This window comes from Oerskovia sp. USHLN155 (genome assembly GCF_037145535.1).
GTDB classification, from domain to species: domain Bacteria; phylum Actinomycetota; class Actinomycetes; order Actinomycetales; family Cellulomonadaceae; genus Oerskovia; species Oerskovia rustica.
Genome location: NZ_JBBCXG010000002.1, coordinates 149,046 through 165,569, shown reverse-complemented (window position 1 = coordinate 165,569; position 16,524 = coordinate 149,046). Strand labels below are relative to the sequence as shown.

The following is a 16,524-nucleotide window of genomic DNA, read 5'->3' as shown; positions in this document are numbered from 1 at the left end:
CCTCGACGGGTCCCGCGCCGGACGGCGCGGGACCCGTCGGCGTCTCGTGACGTCCGCGCCGGGTGGCCGGTCGGCCCGGCGGCCGGGTCGCCGGGACGCGGACCGTGCACCGGGACGTCGGTGGCATGACGGACAATGGGGGAGTGGTCCTCTACCGAGACGAAGCGATCGTCCTGCGCGCCCAGAAGCTGGGCGAGGCGGACCGCATCGTCACCCTGCTCACGCGCGAGAACGGCAAGGTCCGGGCCGTGGGCAAGGGCGTGCGCCGCACGTCCTCGCGCTTCGGGGCGCGGCTCGAGCCGTTCATGTTCGTCGACGTCCAGCTCCACGTGGGCAGGTCGCTCGACGTCGTGACGCAGGCGGAGACCGTGGGCCCCTACGCGCGCGCGATCTGCGAGGACTACGGCCTGTACACGGCGGGGGCCGCGATGCTGGAGACGGCCGAACGGCTCGTCGAGGCCGAGAAGGAGCCCGCCGTCCAGCAGTTCTGGCTGCTCGCCGGAGCCTTGCGGTCGCTCGCGGGGCACGCGCACGCGCCGGGCCTGGTGCTCGACTCCTACCTCCTGCGCGCCTTCGCGGTCGCCGGGTGGGCACCGAGCTTCACCGACTGCTCGCGCTGCGGCGAGCCAGGCCCGCACCGGTCGTTCGCCGTGGCCCTGGGCGGGGCGGTCTGCTCACGGTGCAGGCCGCCGGGGTCGACGTCCCCGGCCCCCGAGACCTTCTCCCTGCTCGCGGCGCTGCTCGCGGGCGAGTGGGACGTGGCGGACGCGTCGGACGTGCGCCACCGCAAGGAAGCCAGCGGCCTCGTGGCCGCCTACAGCCAATATCACCTGGAGAGAACGTTGCGATCACTGCGGATGGTGGAACGAGACGACGCGGGTACCCCGCGGGCCGGGGGAGAGGCCTGATGGGGCGACCGATCCAACCGCCGCCGCCGCACCCGTCGGGCGCGACGGCGCCGAACATCCCGGCCCGTTTCGTGCCGAACCACGTCGCGATCGTCATGGACGGCAACGGCCGGTGGGCCAACGAGCGCGGGCTCCCGCGCACCGAGGGCCACAAGGCGGGCGAGGCCGCGCTGCTCGACGTCGTGGCAGGTGCGATCGAGATCGGCGTCAAGCACGTCTCGGCGTACGCGTTCTCGACCGAGAACTGGAAGCGCTCGCCCGAGGAGGTCCGCTTCCTCATGCAGTTCAACCGGGACGTGATCCGCCGTCGCCGCGACGAGATGAGCAGCTGGGGCGTGCGCATGCGGTGGGCGGGGCGCCGTCCGCGCCTGTGGGGCTCGGTCATCAAGGAGCTCGAGGACGCCGAGCGGCTGACCAAGGACAACGACACGTGCACCCTGACGATGTGCGTGAACTACGGCGGGCGTGCCGAGATCGCGGACGCGGCGCAGGCGATCGCCCAGGAGGTCGCGGCGGGCCGGCTCGACCCGAGGAAGGTCTCGGAGAAGACGGTCGCGAAGTACCTCGACGAGCCGGACCTGCCGGACGTGGACCTGTTCCTGCGGTCCTCGGGTGAGCAGCGCACGTCGAACTTCATGATCTGGCAGGCCGCGTACGCCGAGATGGTCTTCCTGCCCGAGCACTGGCCGGACGTCGACCGGCGCAGCCTGTGGCGCGCGGTCGAGGAGTACGCGAGCCGCGACCGGCGCTACGGCGGGGCGATCGACAAGTCGGCGGAGTCGGCCGACATCCCCTGACGTCCTCGGGCACAGAGGTAGAGGGCAGGTGTCGGGACGGAGCCGTCGTCTCGACGCGAGCCCTCTACCTCGACGTGCAGGCACCGGCGCCCTGCACGTGTCGGTGCCCCTCGCTACCCTGCCGGGTATGACTCTTTCGATCGGTATGGTCACGGTGGACTCGACCGACCCGCGCCCGCTGGCGCAGTGGTGGGCCCGGCAGACGGGCGGGAAGGTGATCGACGAGGCCGACGGCTGGTTCCTCGAGGTCGTCCCGCCGCACGAGGGCAAGGGCCCCGTGCTGGGCTTCCAGAAGGTCGAGGACCCGACGCCCGGCAAGAACAAGATCCACCTCGACGCGTCGTCCGCAGACCGCGTGGCAGAGGTCTCGCGACTGCTGGCCGACGGTGCCTCGCTGGTCGCCGAGCACACGATCCCCGGCTACCGGTGGTCGGTGCTCGCGGACCCGCAGGGCAACCAGTTCTGCCTGGGCGAGCCCGACGAGAGCGCGACCGAGATCTCCTGAGAGCGTCAGTCGCGCTCGGTGGGGGCCGCCGAGGGGCCCGAGGAGCCGCCGCGCGTGCGACGCGCGTTCGTGGGCCCCTCGTCCGGCGCATCGAGCAGCAGGTCGGCCACGTCGCCGAACGGGTTGCTCCCGGTCGTCGGGGACGGCGCGTCCGTCGCCACGGTCGGGGCGTCGTCCCTGCCCGACGGCGCCGCGGGGGTCGCGGCGTCCTCGTCGCCGTGCGCGGCGCGGGCGCGGCGGCGTCGCGAGGCCACGACGATCCAGGCCACGAGTCCGACCACGAGCAGCACGAGCACGGCCAGGCCGACGGGGCTGCCGGCCGCGAGCAGCACGGCGGTGTTGAACGCCGCGATCCCGACGGTCGTCCAGATGGCGGCCCAGATGGCGCACCCCGGGAGCAACGCCGCGAGGTAGCGCGGGAGCCGCATGCGGGTGTAGCCCGCCGTCAGGTTGATGACGGTCTGGACCCCGACGGTGAAGAACGACAGCGTGACCGCGATGGGCCCCCACCTGTTGATCGTGGCGATCGCCCGCTGAGCCCGCTCGCCCTCGAGGCGCTTCGCCCACCGGGTGTTGCCCGTGCCACGGGCCACGCCACGACCGACCCAGTACGTGGCCTGCGCACGGACGAACACGATCGCGAAGGCCGCGGCGTAGATGATCCAGTACGGCACGCCGTCGATCGTGAAGATCCCCGTCGACCCGTCGGCCGCCGCGACGACCTCCCGCGCGAGGTGCGGCGCGGAGGCGAGCGACGCCGTCGGGCCCAGGAGGAGCGACACGCTCACGACGCCTGCTTCGCGCGGCACGCCTCGCAGGTACCGAACAGCTCGATCGTGTGCTGGATGTCCGTGAAGCCGTGGACGGCGCCCACCTGGGAGGCCCAGGTCTCGACGGTCGGACCGTCGATCTCGACCGCCTTGCCGCACGAGCGGCACACCAGGTGGTGGTGGTGCTCGGAGCGCTCGCACTTGCGGTACAGGCTCTCGCCGTCCTCGGTGCGCAGCACGTCGACGTCGCCGCCGTCGGCCATGGTCTGCAGGGTGCGGTAGACCGTCGCCAGACCCACGGCATCGCCGCGAGCGCGCAGCAGCTCGTGGAGCTGTTGCGCGCTGCGGAAGTCGGGCAGGTCCTCCAGAGCCTCGGAGACCGCTGCCCGTTGACGGGTCATGCGCTGCATCGCTCGCCACCTTCCACGTGGACGTCGTCGGGGATGTCGGGGTGCGGGTCGTGCGCCGTGCGCGGCCTGCGCCGCACGAGCACGGGTCGCAGGACCGCCACGACCGCGTAGAGGGCGATCGCCAGGACGACGATCGTGGCCCCCGGGGACAGAGTCTGCCAGTACGTGACGGACAGCCCGACCACGCAGACCACGACGCCGATGACCATGGCCAGCGCCATGGTCCGCCGGAACGAGATCGTCACGAGCTGCGCGATCGCGACGGGCACGATCATGAGCGCGCTCACGAGCAGCAGGCCCACGACGCGCATGGCCACGGTCACGGTCAGGGCGGCGATGACGGCGATCGCGATGTTGAGGGCACGCACGGGCAGCCCCGAGGCCCGCGAGAACTCCTCGTCGTAGCTCACGGCGAACAGCGCGGCACGCAGCCCCATGCCGACCGCGAGGATGAGCACGCCCAGGATCAGGGTCAGCCACAGGTCGGTCGGGGAGACGCTCGAGATCGAGCCGAACAGGTACTGCATGAGGTTGCCCGAGCTGCCCCCGGCGACGCCGATGAGCAGGACGCCGCCCGCGATGCCGCCGTAGAACATCAGGGCCAGGGCCACGTCGCCGCTCGTGCGGCCACGCTCGCGCACGATCTCGATGATCACGGAGCCGATCACGGCCGCGACGACCGCGCCGGGGATGGCGAGCGCGTCGTCGGGCACGACGCCCATGGCGCCGCCGACGAGCCAGCCCAGGGCCACGCCCGTGAGGGCCACGTGCCCGATCCCGTCGCCGAGCAGCGACAGCTTGCGCTGCACGAGGTAGGTCCCCATGACCGGAGCGGTCACGCCGACCAGCACGGCCGCGATCAGGGCGCGCTGCATGAAGGGGTCGGAGAGCATCCCGACCAGCTCGTCGAGGGCGTTCACGAGGCGGCTCCACGGTCGATGCGGGCGGGGGCAGGGTTGTGGTGCGTGAGCGGGGCGTCGATGAGGCCCATGTCGATCCCGGCCGAGGCGCCGTGCTCGGCGTCGTCCCCGTGCGGGTGCAGGTGCTCGTGGTCGGGCCCGGCGTGCGCGGCCGTGGCGTGCGGCGGTTCGCCGTCGTGCACCACGAGGCCGTGGCGCAGGACCACGCACCGTTGGATGAGGGGCGCGAGCGCGCCCAGCTCGTGCAGGACGACCAGGACCGTCATGCCACCGCGCGTGAGCTCGGTGAGCGTCGCGGCGAACGCCTCCTGGCTGGGCTGGTCGACGCCCGCGACGGGCTCGTCGAGGATGAGCAGCTCGGGGCTGCGCGCCAGTGCGCGGGCGATGAGCACCCGCTGCTGCTGGCCGCCCGAGAGCTCGTGCACGGCGCTCTGCGCGCGGTCGGCGAGGCCGACGCGGTCGAGCGCCTCGCGCGCCGTGGCGCGCCAGCCGCGCGGCAGGCGGATGCGGCGGCCGTGCAGCAGTCCCGAGGCGACGACCTCCTCGGCCGTCGACGGGACGCCCGTCTGTGCCGAGACGCGCTGCGGCACGTAGCCCAGGTGCGCCCAGGGGACCCGAGGGCCGAGGTCGGAGCCGAGGAGCCGGACGTGGCCTGCCGCGAGCGGGACGATGCCCACGAGGGACTTCACGAGCGTCGACTTGCCCGAGCCGTTCGCGCCGAGCAGCGCGACGACCTCGCCGCGCTCGACCGTGAGGTCGACGCCGCGCAGGATGTCGCTGCTGCCGAGGCGCACGTGCACGCCGCGGGCCTCGATCGCGGGGGGCTCCACGGAGGAAGCCCTGGGGAGGTCCGGAGACGTCAGGGGTGAGGTGCTCATGCGCAGGTCAGGCCGGTGCGCAGCGCCTCCAGGTTGGTCCGCATGACGCCAAGGTAGTCGGTCCCGTCCTTGCTCAGGCCCTCGAGCGGGTCGAGCACCGCGGCCTGGACGCCGACGTCCTGCGCGAGGGTCTGGGTGACCTTGGGGCTCGTGAGGGTCTCGAAGAAGATCGTGGACACGCCGTGGTCGCGGATGATGTCGGCGACCTCGCGCAACCGGGCGGGAGAGGGCTCGGCCTCGGGGTCGATCCCCGTGATCCCGACCTGCTCGAGCCCGTAGCGCTCGGCGAGGTAGCCGAACGCCTCGTGCGACGTGACGAGGTAGGGGCTCGCGCAGCTCGCGAGGCCGGCCTCGTACTCGGCGTCCAGCGCGGTCAGGTCGGCCGTGAGGGTCTCCAGGTTGGCCGCGTACTCGTCGGCGCCGTCGGGGTCGACCGCGGTCAGCTCGGCCGCGACCTGCTCCGCGACCGGGACCAGGCGGGCGGGGTCGAGCCAGAAGTGCGGGTCGAGGCCACCCTCCGAGGAGTGGTCGTGCCCGTCGTCCGCGTGGTCGTCGTGCGTGGCGTGCTCGTCCTCGGCGGAGTCGCTCTCGGCCGTGGTCGACTCGCCCGGGTGCTCCTCGAGACCTGCGGCCTGGGTCGCGTCGACGAGGTGCGCCGGGTCGCGCGCCTCGACGGCCTCGTCGACCGCTGCCTGGAAGCCGGACTGGTAGACCACGAGGTCGGCCGTGCCGATCGAGCGGGCCTGGGCGGGGGAGAGCTCGAGGTCGTGGGGTTCCGCAGCGGGCGGCGTGAGGTTGGAGACCGAGACCCGGTCGCCGCCCACGCGCTCGGCCACGAACTGCAGGGGGTAGAACGAGGCGAGCACCTGGGTGTCTCCTGTGGCGTCACCGCCCGACCCGCCGCCGCCCGACGTGCCCCCGGAGCCGCAGGCCGTCAGGCTGAGAGCCGCCGCGAGGGCGACGGACGTGGCGAGGGCAGCGCGGGAGCGGGGGAGGTTGCGGGGCATGGCATCCATCGTCACTGATATTGATAACGAATGTCAACAAGGGTCGGTGTGGCCTGGCCGACACCCTGCCCGGGCGTCCACGCCGGCCCGACGGCGCCGCTCGCCGTCGGGCCTGCGTCTCACCCCCTGCCACCCGCAGCGCGCCGCCGCGCCGGGAAAGACCGAGTAACCTGGGACGTTGGTGCCCAGGGCCCGTCCTCCTCGCAGCGACGACCGGGGCACCGGCGTCCCGCAACGTCCCGCACGAAGCCACGTGCGGGGTACGCACGATTCCCTGGAGTGATCAACTGTGGCCACTGCGCCTTCTCGACTCGATGCCGTCGTCTCCCTCGCCAAGCGGCGCGGGTTCGTCTTCCCCTCGGGCGAGATCTACGGCGGTACCCGGTCCGCCTGGGACTACGGGCCGCTCGGTACCGAGCTCAAGGAGAACATCAAGAAGCAGTGGTGGCGCACCATGGTCACGAGCCGTGACGACGTGGTGGGCCTCGACTCCTCGGTGATCCTCCCGCGCGAGGTCTGGGTCGCCTCGGGCCACGTCGGCGTCTTCACCGACCCGCTCACCGAGTGCCTCTCGTGCCACAAGCGGTTCCGCGAGGACCAGATGATCGAGGAGTTCGAGGAGAAGAAGGGCCGCGCCCCCGAGGGCGGCCTCGCCGAGATCGTGTGCCCCAACTGCGGCACGCGCGGCCAGTGGACCGAGCCCCGCGACTTCAACATGATGCTCAAGACGTACCTCGGCCCCGTCGAGGACGAGTCCGGGATGCACTACCTGCGCCCCGAGACCGCGCAGGGCATCTTCGTGAACTTCCAGAACGTCGTCGGCGCGGCCCGCAAGAAGCCGCCGTTCGGCATCGGCCAGATCGGCAAGTCGTTCCGCAACGAGATCACGCCGGGCAACTTCATCTTCCGCACGCGCGAGTTCGAGCAGATGGAGATGGAGTTCTTCGTCGAGCCCGGGACGGACGAGGAGTGGCACCAGTACTGGATCGACCTGCGCACCAACTGGTACGTCGACCTCGGCATCGACCGCGACAACCTGCGTCTCTACGAGCACCCGAAGGAAAAGCTGTCGCACTACTCGACCCGCACGGTCGACATCGAGTACCGCTTCGGCTTCAAGGGTTCCGAGTGGGGCGAGCTCGAGGGGGTCGCGAACCGCACCGACTTCGACCTCAAGACGCACTCCGAGCACTCCGGCAAGGACCTCACCTACCGTGACCCGGTCACGAACGAAAAGTACGTGCCGTACGTCATCGAGCCCGCCGCGGGCCTGACGCGTTCACTCATGGCCTTCCTCGTCGAGTCCTACCACGAGGAGGAGGCGCCCAACGCGAAGGGCGGCACCGACGTCCGCACGGTGCTCAGGCTCGACCCGCGCCTCGCGCCCGTCAAGGCCGCCGTGCTGCCGCTCAGCCGCAACGAGCAGCTCTCGCCCAAGGCGCGCGACCTGGCCGCCGAGCTGCGCAAGTTCTGGAACGTCGACTTCGACGACGCCGGGGCGATCGGCCGCCGCTACCGCCGTCAGGACGAGATCGGCACGCCGTTCTGCATCACGGTCGACTTCGACACGCTCGACGACCAGGCCGTGACGATCCGTCACCGCGACACCATGGCGCAGGAGCGCGTCGCGCTCGACCAGGTCACCGCGTACCTGGGTGCGCGCCTCCTCGGCGCCTAGCACGCCCGCCCTCAGGGGCCGGAGAAGGGCCGTCGTCCACCCGTGGACGGCGGCCCTTTTTCTCCTGCCCGGGGTTGGTGGGAGAATGGCCCGGTGACCCTCCCCACCCTTTCCGACGCCACGCGTGCGCCCGAGACCCCGGCGCCCGCAACCGGACACGTGCTGCCGCCCCTGCGGATCGGGCCCCACGTCGTCGAGACCCCCGTGGTCCTCGCCCCCATGGCGGGCGTGACCAACGCCGCCTTCCGTCGGCTGTGCCGCGAGCACGGCGCAGGCCTGTACGTCGCCGAGATGGTGACCAGCCGCGCGCTCGTCGAGCGCAACGAGGAGTCGCTGCGCATCGTCACCTTCGAGGACGACGAGAAGACCCGCTCGGCCCAGGTCTACGGTGTGGACCCCGCGACGGTCGGCGCCGCGGTGAAGATCATCGCGGGCGAGGACCGGGCGGACCACGTCGACCTCAACTTCGGCTGCCCCGTGCCCAAGGTCACGCGCAAGGGCGGCGGCTCGGCGCTGCCGTGGAAGCGGGACCTGTTCACCTCGATCGTGCGCGCCGCGGTCAAGGCCGCCGAGCCGTACGACGTGCCCGTCACGATCAAGATGCGCAAGGGCATCGACGACGACCACCTCACCTACCTCGAGGCCGGGCTCATCGCCCAGCGCGAGGGCGTCGCGGCCGTGGCCTTGCACGCGCGGACCGCCGCCGACTACTACAGCGGCACCGCGGACTGGTCGGCCATCGCGCGCCTCAAGGAGACCGTGACCGAGATCCCGGTGCTCGGCAACGGCGACATCTGGTCGGCCGAGGACGCCGTGCGCATGGTGCGGGAGACGGGGTGCGACGGCGTCGTCGTCGGCCGCGGGTGCCAGGGGCGCCCCTGGCTCTTCGCGGACCTGGCCGCGGCCTTCTCCGGCTCGGACGCGCGCGTGACGCCCGGCCTGCGGGAGGTCGCCGAGACCGTCTACCGCCACGGCGAGCTCATGATCGAGTACTTCGGCGGGGACGAGGGCAAGGGCATGCGCGACCTGCGCAAGCACATGGCCTGGTACCTCAAGGGGTACGCGGTCGGCGGCGAGGCGCGTCAGGGCCTCGCGATGGTCTCGACGCTCGACGAGCTGCGCGGCAAGCTCGACGCGCTCGACCTCGACCAGCCCTACCCGGGAGAGGCCGCCGAGGGGCAGCGCGGACGCGCCGGCTCGCCCAAGAAGCCCCACCTGCCGTACGGCTGGCTCGACTCGCGCGAGCTCTCCGAGGAGTTCGAGGAGAAGCTGCGCGAGGCCGAGCTGAGCGTCTCCGGCGGCTGAGACCCGCCGGAAGGCATGACGACGGCCCGGTGCCGGAGGACGTCCTCCGGCACCGGGCCGTCGTCGTGCGGGCCTCGAGCCGCCCGGGCTACCGGGTCACGCGCGGAACCACACCGTGGTGTCCACCGGGACGCGGACCTGCGGGTCGGCGCTGCGGTCGGTGACCGTGGGGCCGCTCTCGACCAGGACCTGCGCACCGCGGGGCAGGACGACGGGCTCGGAGCCCAGGTTCGCCAGGACGACCACGTCGCCGTTGCGGAAAGCGATGACGTCCGTGGAGTCCGCGTAGGCGTCGACCCAGGCGAGCGAGCCCGCGCCGAGGTTCTCGGCCTTGCGGATCTCGAGCGCGGCCTTGTACATCTCGAACGTCGAGCCGGCGACGCCGTACTGCGCGTCGGCCGCGAGGGTCTTGTACGACTCGGGCTGGGGGAGCCAGGTCTGGCCCGTGGGGCCGAACCCGAGACCCGGGGCCTCGGCCTCCCAGGGGAGCGGCACGCGGCAGCCGTCGCGGCCGGCCTCGGCGCCCTCGGTGCGGAAGAACGCGGGGTCCTCGCGGACCTCGTTCGGGAGCGAGGTGTGCTCGGGCAGGCCGAGCTCCTCGCCCTGGTACAGGTACGAGCTGCCCGGCAGGCCGAGCATGAGCAGGCTCGCAGCGCGGGCGCGGCGCAGGCCGACCTCCTCGTCCGGCTGGGGCTCGTGCGCGAAGATCCCGTTGGGGCGCAGGCCCGGCTCGGCGAGGCCCAGGCGGGAGGGGTGGCGCACGACGTCGTGGTTCGACAGCACCCAGGTCGTGGGTGCGCCGACCTCGTCGGACGCGTTGAGCGAGGCCGCGACGACCGCACGCAGCGGGGCGGCGTCCCAGGCCGTGGTGAGGAACGAGAAGTTGAACGCCTGGTGCATCTCGTCGGGGCGCACGTAGCGGGCCAGGCGCGAGAGCGGCTCGACCCAGGCCTCGGCGACGAGGGCACGGTCGCCGTCGTACTCGGCGAGGACCTTGTGCCAGGCGCGGTAGATGTCGTGCACGCCGTCCTGGTCGAACATGGGGCCGGAGTTGCCGGCACCGGTCGAGCCGTCCTCGGGGGCGCCCGTGTCGGTGCCCTCGACCATCGAGACGGTGCCGTCCCAGTCGGGCAGGCCGTCCTGCTTGACCATGCCGTGCGCGACGTCGATGCGGAAGCCGTCCACGCCCTTGTCGAGCCAGAAGCGCAGGACGTCCTCGAACTCGGCGCGGACCTCGGGGTTGGTCCAGTCGAGGTCGGGCTGGGTCGAGTCGAACATGTGCAGGTACCACTGGCCGGGCACCTCGCCCTCGGCACCGGTCACGACGTGCGCGTCCGCGCCCGCGGTCACGCGGGTCCAGGCCGGGCCACCGAAGATGGACTGCCAGTTGTTGGGGGGCAGCTCGCCGTTCTCGCCCTTGCCCTCGCGGAAGAGGTAGCGCGCACGGGCGGGGGAGCCCTCGGGGGCGGCGAGCGCCTCGACGAACCAGGCGTGCTGGTCCGAGGTGTGGTTCGGGACGACGTCGACGATGACGCGGATGCCCATGCCGTGGGCCGTCGCGAGCATCTCGTCGAAGTCGGCGAGCGTGCCGAACAGCGGGTCGACGTCGCGGTAGTCGGAGACGTCGTAGCCGGCGTCCTTCTGCGGGGACCGGTAGAAGGGCGAGAGCCAGACGGCGTCGATCCCCAGGGCCTTGAGGTGCGGCAGGCGGGCCGTCACCCCGGGCAGGTCGCCGATACCGTCGCCGTTGCCGTCCGCGAAGGAGCGCGGGTAGACCTGGTAGATCACGGCGTCGCGCCACCACTCGCCGGGGCCCGCGTGGGCCGCGTGGACGAGCTGGGTGGCGGTCAGCGCCGTGGCGGAGTCGACCTCGGTCGCCGTGGTCGAATCGATACGAGACATGGAGTACAGGTCCTCACTGTGCGGGGTGTGGCTGGGTGCTGCGAGTTCTGGGTGGCGACGGGTCGTCGCGCCGGCTGCGGTGCGACGGTCCGAGCGGGGATCCGGGCGCGAGAGCGCCTCGGGGATCACCGGAACGGCGACCGAGGTGCGACAGGAAGGTCGTCGCGTCGGGCCGTCGTCCGAGTGTAAGCGCTTACGGCTAGGGGTTGTCGAGTCGGCCGCTCGGCGCGGCGCCCGTCGACCCGCGCACGATCAGCTCCGGCTGGAACAGCAGCTCCGAGCGCGGGGCCCGCTCCCCGGAGATCTCCGTGAGCAGCGCGCTGATGGCCGCCTGTCCCATCGCGGCGACCGGCTGGCGCACGGTCGTGAGCGGCGGGTCGGTGAACGCGATGAGGGGGGAGTCGTCGTAGCCGACGACCGACACGTCCTCGGGGACGCGCAGCCCGCGCGACCGTGCGGCACGGATGGCGCCGAGCGCCATGAGGTCCGAGCCGCACACGATCGCGGTGTGCCCCGAGTCGATGAGCTCACCCGCCGCGGCCTGCCCGCCCTCGACCGTGAAGAGCGTGACCACGATGTGCTCGGAGGCCTGGTCGGCGTCGTCGACCAGGCCGTGCCGCACGAGGGCGTCCGCGAAGCCGGCGAGCTTGCGCTGGGCCGGGACGAAGCGCCCCGGGCCGATCGCGAGACCGATCTTGCGGTGCCCCAGCGACTGCAGGTGGCGCACCGAGAGCTCGACGCTCGCGACGTCGTCGGGCGAGACGAACGGGGCGTCCACGCCCGGCGCGTAGCCGTTGACCAGCACGATGGGCATGCCGCGGCTGCGCAGGCGCTCGTAGCGCTCGTGGCTGGCCTGGGTGTCGGCGTGCAGGCCGGAGATGAAGACGATGCCGTCGACCGCGTGGTCGAGCAGCATCTCGACGTACTCGTCCTCGGTGGTGCCGCCCGGCGACTGCGTGCACAGCAGGGGCGTGTAGCCGTGCTCCGAGAGCAGCGACTCGACGACCTGGGCGAACGCGGGGAAGACGGGGTTCGTCAGCTCCGGGACGATCAGGCCGACCAGGCCGGCCGACCGGTTGCGGAGCTTCTCCGGGCGTTCGTACCCGAGGAGGTCGAGCGCGGCGAGGACGGCCTGGCGCGTCTCGCTCGCGACGCCGACCTTGCCGTTGAGGACGCGCGAGACCGTCGCAGTACTGACGCCGGCCTGCTCGGCCAGATCTGTGAGACGGGTACGCACGTGGGGGAGTGTAGGGGACACCGGACCTCCTCGTCCTGGTTGCTCGCGGGCTGGATGTCTCAGTCCCGGAGGCGGTGCGCGATGAGCTGTTTCATCGTGATGTGCAATGCGTTGCATGAAAGTTACCGCAAGCGCTTGCATCATGGCTACCCGGCGTCGTACGGTCGTCCCCATCAGGGCCGAGGAGGGCAGGTTCGCCACCCTTGGCTGACATCTCGATTGCTTGGGAGTGACTCAGATGCGACGGAGCATCCTTCTTGCCGCAGCGCTCGGCACCACGCTGGCGCTCACAGCCTGCTCCGGCGGCGGTAGCGGAGACGACCCCACCACGGGGGCCGAAGACACGACCGGTGCGCTGACGGTCTGGGTCGACGAGACCCGCCAGGCCGCGGTCACGGACGCTGCGAAGGCCTTCGAGACCGAGACCGGCACCAAGGTCGAGGTCGTCCTCAAGAACTTCGACGACATCCGCGCGGACTTCCTCGCGCAGGTCCCGACGGGCAAGGGCCCCGACATCACGGTCGGCGCGCACGACTGGCTCGGCGAGTTCACGACCAACGGTGTCGTCGCACCGCTCGAGCTCGGCGACAAGGCCGCCGAGTTCGAGAAGGTCTCGATCGAGGCCTTCACGCAGGACGGCCAGGTCTACGGCCTGCCCTACGCGACCGAGAACATCGCCCTGATCCGCAACACCGCGCTCGCCGCGACCGCCCCCGCCACGTGGGACGAGGCCGTCGCCGCCGGCCAGGCGGCCGGGACCAAGTTCCCGATCCTCGTCCAGTCGGACGGCGCCAAGGGTGACCCCTACACGCACTACCCGTTCCAGACGTCGTTCGGCGCTCCCGTGTTCGCGCAGAACGAGGACGGCTCCTACAGCTCCGAGCTCGCGATGGGCGGCCCCGAGGGCCAGGCCTTCGCGACGTGGCTCGGCGCGCAGGGCGCAGCCGGCACGCTCAGCCAGGACACGACGTACGACATCGCGGTCGAGGCCTTCAAGAACGGCGAGTCGCCCTTCATCGTCGGCGGCCCGTGGATGATCGAGTCCTTCGAGGGCCTGAACCTCGCGATCGACCCGATCCCCAGCGCCGGTGGCCAGACCGCTCAGCCGTTCGTGGGCGTCCAGGGGTTCTACCTGAGCAACCAGAGCAAGAACGCGCTCGTCGCCAACGACTTCCTCGTCAACTTCCTCTCGACCGAGGAGGCCCAGACGGCCCTGTACAAGGCGGGCAACCGTTCGCCGGCACTGACCGTCTCGGCCGACAAGGCCGCCGCGGAGGACCCGATCATCGCCGGCTTCCGTGCCGTCGGTGCCGACGCCCTGCCCATGCCCTCGATCCCCGAGATGGCTTCCGTGTGGAGCTTCTGGGGCGTGACCGAGGCAGCGATCGTCGGCGGCGCCGACCCGATCACCACCTGGGACAAGATGATCGCCGACATCCAGGCAGCGATCGGTTCCTGATCACCTGACACCCTGGCCGTGGCGCCCCACCGGGCGCCGCGGCCGCGGGTCGTCGGCGCAGCCCGCACGAGCGGCGCTGCGCCAGCCCCATGACGCGGGCCGGTACCCGTGTCGCACGACTACGGAGGCTCGATGTCCGCCCCACAGATCACGCCCACCGACACCGCCGTCGGCGCTCCGGAGGACTCCGGGCCGCCCGAGGGGCCGCGCAGGGAACGCCCGCGCCGGGACCGCGACGGGTCGCACGCCCGGAACTACAGCCCCGGGTTCTTCGCCAAGCTCGCCCTCATGGCCGTCATCGACGCGCTGGGCGTGTACGTGGTCTGGTCCGCGTGGACGGCCGAGTCGTACGGCATCCTCGCCGCGTCGGCGGCCATGCTGGTCGCGGCCAACTGGGTCTACTTCTCCAAGCGCGCGCTGCCGCTCAAGTACATCCTGCCGGGCCTGATCTTCCTGCTGGCCTACCAGATCTTCGTGGTGGCCTACACGGGCTACATCGCCTTCACCAACTACGGCACGGGGCACAACTCGACCAAGGAGCAGGCGATCGAGGCCCTGCTCGTCCAGAACGAGCGCCGCGTCGAGGGGTCCGAGTCGGCCCCGCTCACGGTCGTCGAGGACGGCGGCACGCTCGCCTTCGCGATCGTCACGCCCGACGGCGACGTCGAGGTCGGCTCGGCCGAGCAGCCCCTGACCGTGGTCGACGACGCGACGGTCGAGGCCGGTCGCGCGACCGAGGTCCCCGGGTACACGGTCCTCGAGCGCGGCCAGGTGCTCCAGCGCCAGGAGGAGGTCACGAACCTCCGCGTCCCCGTGTCCGACGACCCGGAGGACGGGTCGATCCGCACCCCGGACGCCATGACCGGGTTCGTCTACACCTCGACGCTCGAGTACGACGACGCGGCCGACACCATGACGGACACGACGACCGGGACCGTCTACACCCCCAACGACGACGGCCAGTTCGAGGCCGCGGACGGCACGACGCTCGCCGTCGGGTGGCGGGTGGCGGTCGGGTTCGACAACTTCGTCACGGCCTTCTCCGACGGGCGCTACGCGCAGCCCTTCGTCAAGATCCTGGCGTGGACGTTCGTCTTCGCGATCGGGTCCGTGGCGACCACGTTCCTGCTGGGCCTGTTCCTCGCGATCACGTTCAACGACGTGCGCATGCGCGGTCGCAAGATCTACCGCGTGCTCATGATCCTGCCGTACGCGATCCCGGGCTTCCTCGCGGCGCTGCTGTGGTCAGGTCTGCTCAACACACGGTTCGGCTTCGTCAACGAGGTCCTGCTGGGCGGGGCGGAGATCCCGTGGCTCACGGACCCGGTGCTCGCGAAGCTCTCGGTGCTCTTCGTGAACCTGTGGCTGGGCTTCCCCTACATGTTCCTGATCTGCACGGGCGCCCTGCAGTCGCTGCCGTCGGACGTCATGGAGGCCGCGAAGATCGACGGCGCGGGTCGCTGGCGCACGTGGCGCTCGGTCACGCTGCCGCTGCTGCTCATCTCGACGGCGCCGCTGCTGATCTCGTCGTTCGCGTTCAACTTCAACAACTTCACGCTCATCTACATGCTCACCGGGGGTGGTCCACGGTTCGGGGACGCCTCGGTCCCGCTGGGGCACACCGACATCCTGATCTCGATGGTCTACCAGATCTCCGGGGTCGACGGGTCGGCTCCGAAGAACTTCGGGCTCGCGAGCGCGCTGTCGATCGTCATCTTCGTGATTGTCGGCACCATCTCTGCCCTGGCCTTCCGGAGCACCCGCAAGTTCGAGGAGATCAACTGACATGGCGACCACCTCTGTCTCCGCTCCCGTCGGTTCGGCGGGCTCGTCCTCCGGCGGCGCGTCCGGTCCCGAGGGCCGCACGCGCATGAAGCCCGGCCGCTGGTTCAGCGAGCTCGGCTGGCGTCACCTCGTGGGCGTCGTCGCGGTCGTGTTCTCGGCGTTCCCGCTGGTCTACGTCCTGTCGGCGTCGCTGTCGGAGAACGGCACCCTCACGGGCTCCAACTCGCTCTTCGCCGACGTGAGCTCGGTGAACTACGCGGAGCTCGGCGACTCGCTGTTCTGGACGTGGATGCTCAACACGCTCGTGATCGCGGTCGCGACGTCGGTCGGCACCGTGCTCATGGGCGCCGCTGCGGCGTACGCGTTCTCGCGGTTCCGCTTCACGGGTCGCCGCACGGGCCTGACCTCGCTGCTGATCATCCAGATGTTCCCGCAGATGCTCGCGTTCATCGCGATCTTCCTGCTGCTCCTGAGCCTCGGCGACGTGGTCCCTGCCCTCGGCCTGGACAGCAAGCTGGCGCTGATCTGCGTGTACCTCGGTGGCGCGCTGGGCGTGAACACGTTCCTCATGTACGGGTTCTTCAACACGGTCCCGCGCGAGCTCGACGAGGCCGCGAAGCTCGACGGCGCGACGCACGCCCAGATCTACTGGACGATCATCCTGCGCCTCGTGGCGCCGATCCTGGCCGTCGTGGCGCTGCTGTCCTTCATCAGCACGTACGGCGAGTTCATGATCGCCCGCATCGTCCTGACCTCGGAGGCCAACTGGACGCTCGCGGTCGGCCTGTACGGGTGGGTCTCGTCGCTGCGCGAGGCGAACTGGGGCCTGTTCACCGCAGGCGCGGTCATCTCGACGCTCCCGGTGCTGGCGCTGTTCCTCTACCTGCAGAAGTACATCGTGGGCGGCCTGACGGCCGGCTCGGTCAAGGGCTGACCCGTGAGCACCACCAGGCCCGACGACGC

The 16,524-nt window shown here is 71.4% G+C and carries 15 protein-coding genes; 8 read left to right on the top strand and 7 right to left on the bottom strand.

The window, feature by feature from the left end; all coding sequences use genetic code 11:
* Positions 1-143 precede the first annotated feature (143 nt).
* The 3 genes from recO (at position 144) to WFH32_RS03680 (ending at position 2,210) form a co-directional block, all read left to right on the top strand.
* Positions 144-908 carry a DNA repair protein RecO gene (gene recO, locus WFH32_RS03690; RefSeq protein ID WP_138824114.1) on the top strand — a complete coding sequence of 255 codons (765 nt, stop codon included), beginning with the start codon at positions 144-146 and terminating at the stop codon, positions 906-908.
* Complete coding sequence (locus tag WFH32_RS03685; protein ID WP_138824115.1) at positions 908-1,705, top strand: isoprenyl transferase; 798 nt, start codon at positions 908-910, stop codon at positions 1,703-1,705. The genes recO and WFH32_RS03685 overlap by 1 nt, the downstream gene beginning before the upstream one ends.
* A 127-nt stretch (positions 1,706-1,832) precedes the next feature.
* Entirely contained in the window at positions 1,833-2,210 is a 378-nt protein-coding gene (locus WFH32_RS03680; protein WP_336706258.1) for a VOC family protein, read from the top strand.
* Positions 2,211-2,215: 5 nt separating this feature from the next.
* Here WFH32_RS03680 and WFH32_RS03675 read toward each other — a convergent pair whose 3' ends face one another.
* The 5 genes from WFH32_RS03675 to WFH32_RS03655 are packed head-to-tail and all read right to left on the bottom strand — an operon-like array spanning position 2,216 to position 6,195.
* The gene (locus WFH32_RS03675; protein ID WP_336706257.1) at positions 2,216-2,998 is read right to left on the bottom strand and encodes a DedA family protein; all 783 of its coding nucleotides are present in this window, start codon (positions 2,996-2,998) and stop codon (positions 2,216-2,218) included.
* Positions 2,995-3,390: a Fur family transcriptional regulator gene (locus WFH32_RS03670; protein WP_191795393.1), complete on the bottom strand. Its 396-nt coding sequence runs from the start codon at positions 3,388-3,390 to the stop codon at positions 2,995-2,997. Before WFH32_RS03670 ends, WFH32_RS03675 begins: the two co-directional genes overlap by 4 nt.
* Positions 3,378-4,283: a metal ABC transporter permease gene (locus WFH32_RS03665; protein ID WP_191795464.1), complete on the bottom strand. Its 906-nt coding sequence runs from the start codon at positions 4,281-4,283 to the stop codon at positions 3,378-3,380. Before WFH32_RS03665 ends, WFH32_RS03670 begins: the two co-directional genes overlap by 13 nt.
* Before the next feature lie 23 nt (positions 4,284-4,306).
* A complete protein-coding gene (locus WFH32_RS03660; RefSeq protein ID WP_191795394.1) occupies positions 4,307-5,188 on the bottom strand; it encodes a metal ABC transporter ATP-binding protein in 882 nt (293 codons plus the stop codon).
* Positions 5,185-6,195, bottom strand: a complete 1,011-nt coding sequence (locus tag WFH32_RS03655) for a metal ABC transporter substrate-binding protein (protein WP_336706256.1) — start codon at positions 6,193-6,195, stop codon at positions 5,185-5,187. Before WFH32_RS03655 ends, WFH32_RS03660 begins: the two co-directional genes overlap by 4 nt.
* A 289-nt stretch (positions 6,196-6,484) precedes the next feature.
* Between WFH32_RS03655 and WFH32_RS03650 the strand changes: the two genes are divergently transcribed.
* Both WFH32_RS03650 and dusB read left to right on the top strand, forming a co-directional pair.
* On the top strand, positions 6,485-7,873 hold the full coding sequence (locus WFH32_RS03650) for a glycine--tRNA ligase (RefSeq protein ID WP_191795396.1): 1,389 nt from the start codon (positions 6,485-6,487) through the stop codon (positions 7,871-7,873).
* A gap of 93 nt (positions 7,874-7,966) precedes the next feature.
* A complete protein-coding gene (gene dusB / locus WFH32_RS03645; protein WP_404822001.1) occupies positions 7,967-9,178 on the top strand; it encodes a tRNA dihydrouridine synthase DusB in 1,212 nt (403 codons plus the stop codon).
* Between the two features lie 96 nt (positions 9,179-9,274).
* On the opposite strand, the gene WFH32_RS03640 is transcribed toward dusB, so the two are convergent.
* On the bottom strand, positions 9,275-11,080 hold the full coding sequence (locus WFH32_RS03640; protein ID WP_191795397.1) for a glycoside hydrolase family 13 protein: 1,806 nt from the start codon (positions 11,078-11,080) through the stop codon (positions 9,275-9,277).
* 199 nt (positions 11,081-11,279) lie between these two features.
* Positions 11,280-12,317 (bottom strand): LacI family DNA-binding transcriptional regulator, encoded by a 1,038-nt coding sequence (locus WFH32_RS03635; protein ID WP_336706255.1) that lies wholly within the window; start codon positions 12,315-12,317, stop codon positions 11,280-11,282.
* Positions 12,318-12,555: 238 nt separating this feature from the next.
* Here WFH32_RS03635 and WFH32_RS03630 point away from each other — a divergent pair, with 238 nt between their 5' ends.
* The 3 genes from WFH32_RS03630 (at position 12,556) to WFH32_RS03620 (ending at position 16,495) form a co-directional block, all read left to right on the top strand.
* Entirely contained in the window at positions 12,556-13,776 is a 1,221-nt protein-coding gene (locus tag WFH32_RS03630) for a sugar ABC transporter substrate-binding protein (protein ID WP_191795399.1), read from the top strand.
* A gap of 132 nt (positions 13,777-13,908) precedes the next feature.
* Positions 13,909-15,561 (top strand): ABC transporter permease subunit, encoded by a 1,653-nt coding sequence (locus WFH32_RS03625; protein WP_191795400.1) that lies wholly within the window; start codon positions 13,909-13,911, stop codon positions 15,559-15,561.
* A 1-nt stretch (position 15,562) separates the two neighbouring features.
* Complete coding sequence (locus tag WFH32_RS03620; RefSeq protein WP_191795401.1) at positions 15,563-16,495, top strand: sugar ABC transporter permease; 933 nt, start codon at positions 15,563-15,565, stop codon at positions 16,493-16,495.
* Positions 16,496-16,524: the final 29 nt, after the last annotated feature.

What these genes read in the sequence shown, in the direction of transcription:
- WFH32_RS03685 (WP_138824115.1), top strand. Translation starts at nt 908, where the DNA reads ATGGGGCGACCGATCCAACCGCCGCCGCCGCACCCGTCGGGCGCGACG.
- WFH32_RS03680 (WP_336706258.1), top strand. Translation starts at nt 1,833, where the DNA reads ATGACTCTTTCGATCGGTATGGTCACGGTGGACTCGACCGACCCGCGC.
- WFH32_RS03670 (WP_191795393.1), bottom strand. Translation starts at nt 3,390, where the DNA reads ATGCAGCGCATGACCCGTCAACGGGCAGCGGTCTCCGAGGCTCTGGAG.
- WFH32_RS03665 (WP_191795464.1), bottom strand. Translation starts at nt 4,283, where the DNA reads ATGCTCTCCGACCCCTTCATGCAGCGCGCCCTGATCGCGGCCGTGCTG.
- WFH32_RS03660 (WP_191795394.1), bottom strand. Translation starts at nt 5,188, where the DNA reads ATGAGCACCTCACCCCTGACGTCTCCGGACCTCCCCAGGGCTTCCTCC.
- WFH32_RS03655 (WP_336706256.1), bottom strand. Translation starts at nt 6,195, where the DNA reads ATGCCCCGCAACCTCCCCCGCTCCCGCGCTGCCCTCGCCACGTCCGTC.
- WFH32_RS03640 (WP_191795397.1), bottom strand. Translation starts at nt 11,080, where the DNA reads ATGTCTCGTATCGATTCGACCACGGCGACCGAGGTCGACTCCGCCACG.
- WFH32_RS03630 (WP_191795399.1), top strand. Translation starts at nt 12,556, where the DNA reads ATGCGACGGAGCATCCTTCTTGCCGCAGCGCTCGGCACCACGCTGGCG.
- WFH32_RS03625 (WP_191795400.1), top strand. Translation starts at nt 13,909, where the DNA reads ATGTCCGCCCCACAGATCACGCCCACCGACACCGCCGTCGGCGCTCCG.
- WFH32_RS03620 (WP_191795401.1), top strand. Translation starts at nt 15,563, where the DNA reads ATGGCGACCACCTCTGTCTCCGCTCCCGTCGGTTCGGCGGGCTCGTCC.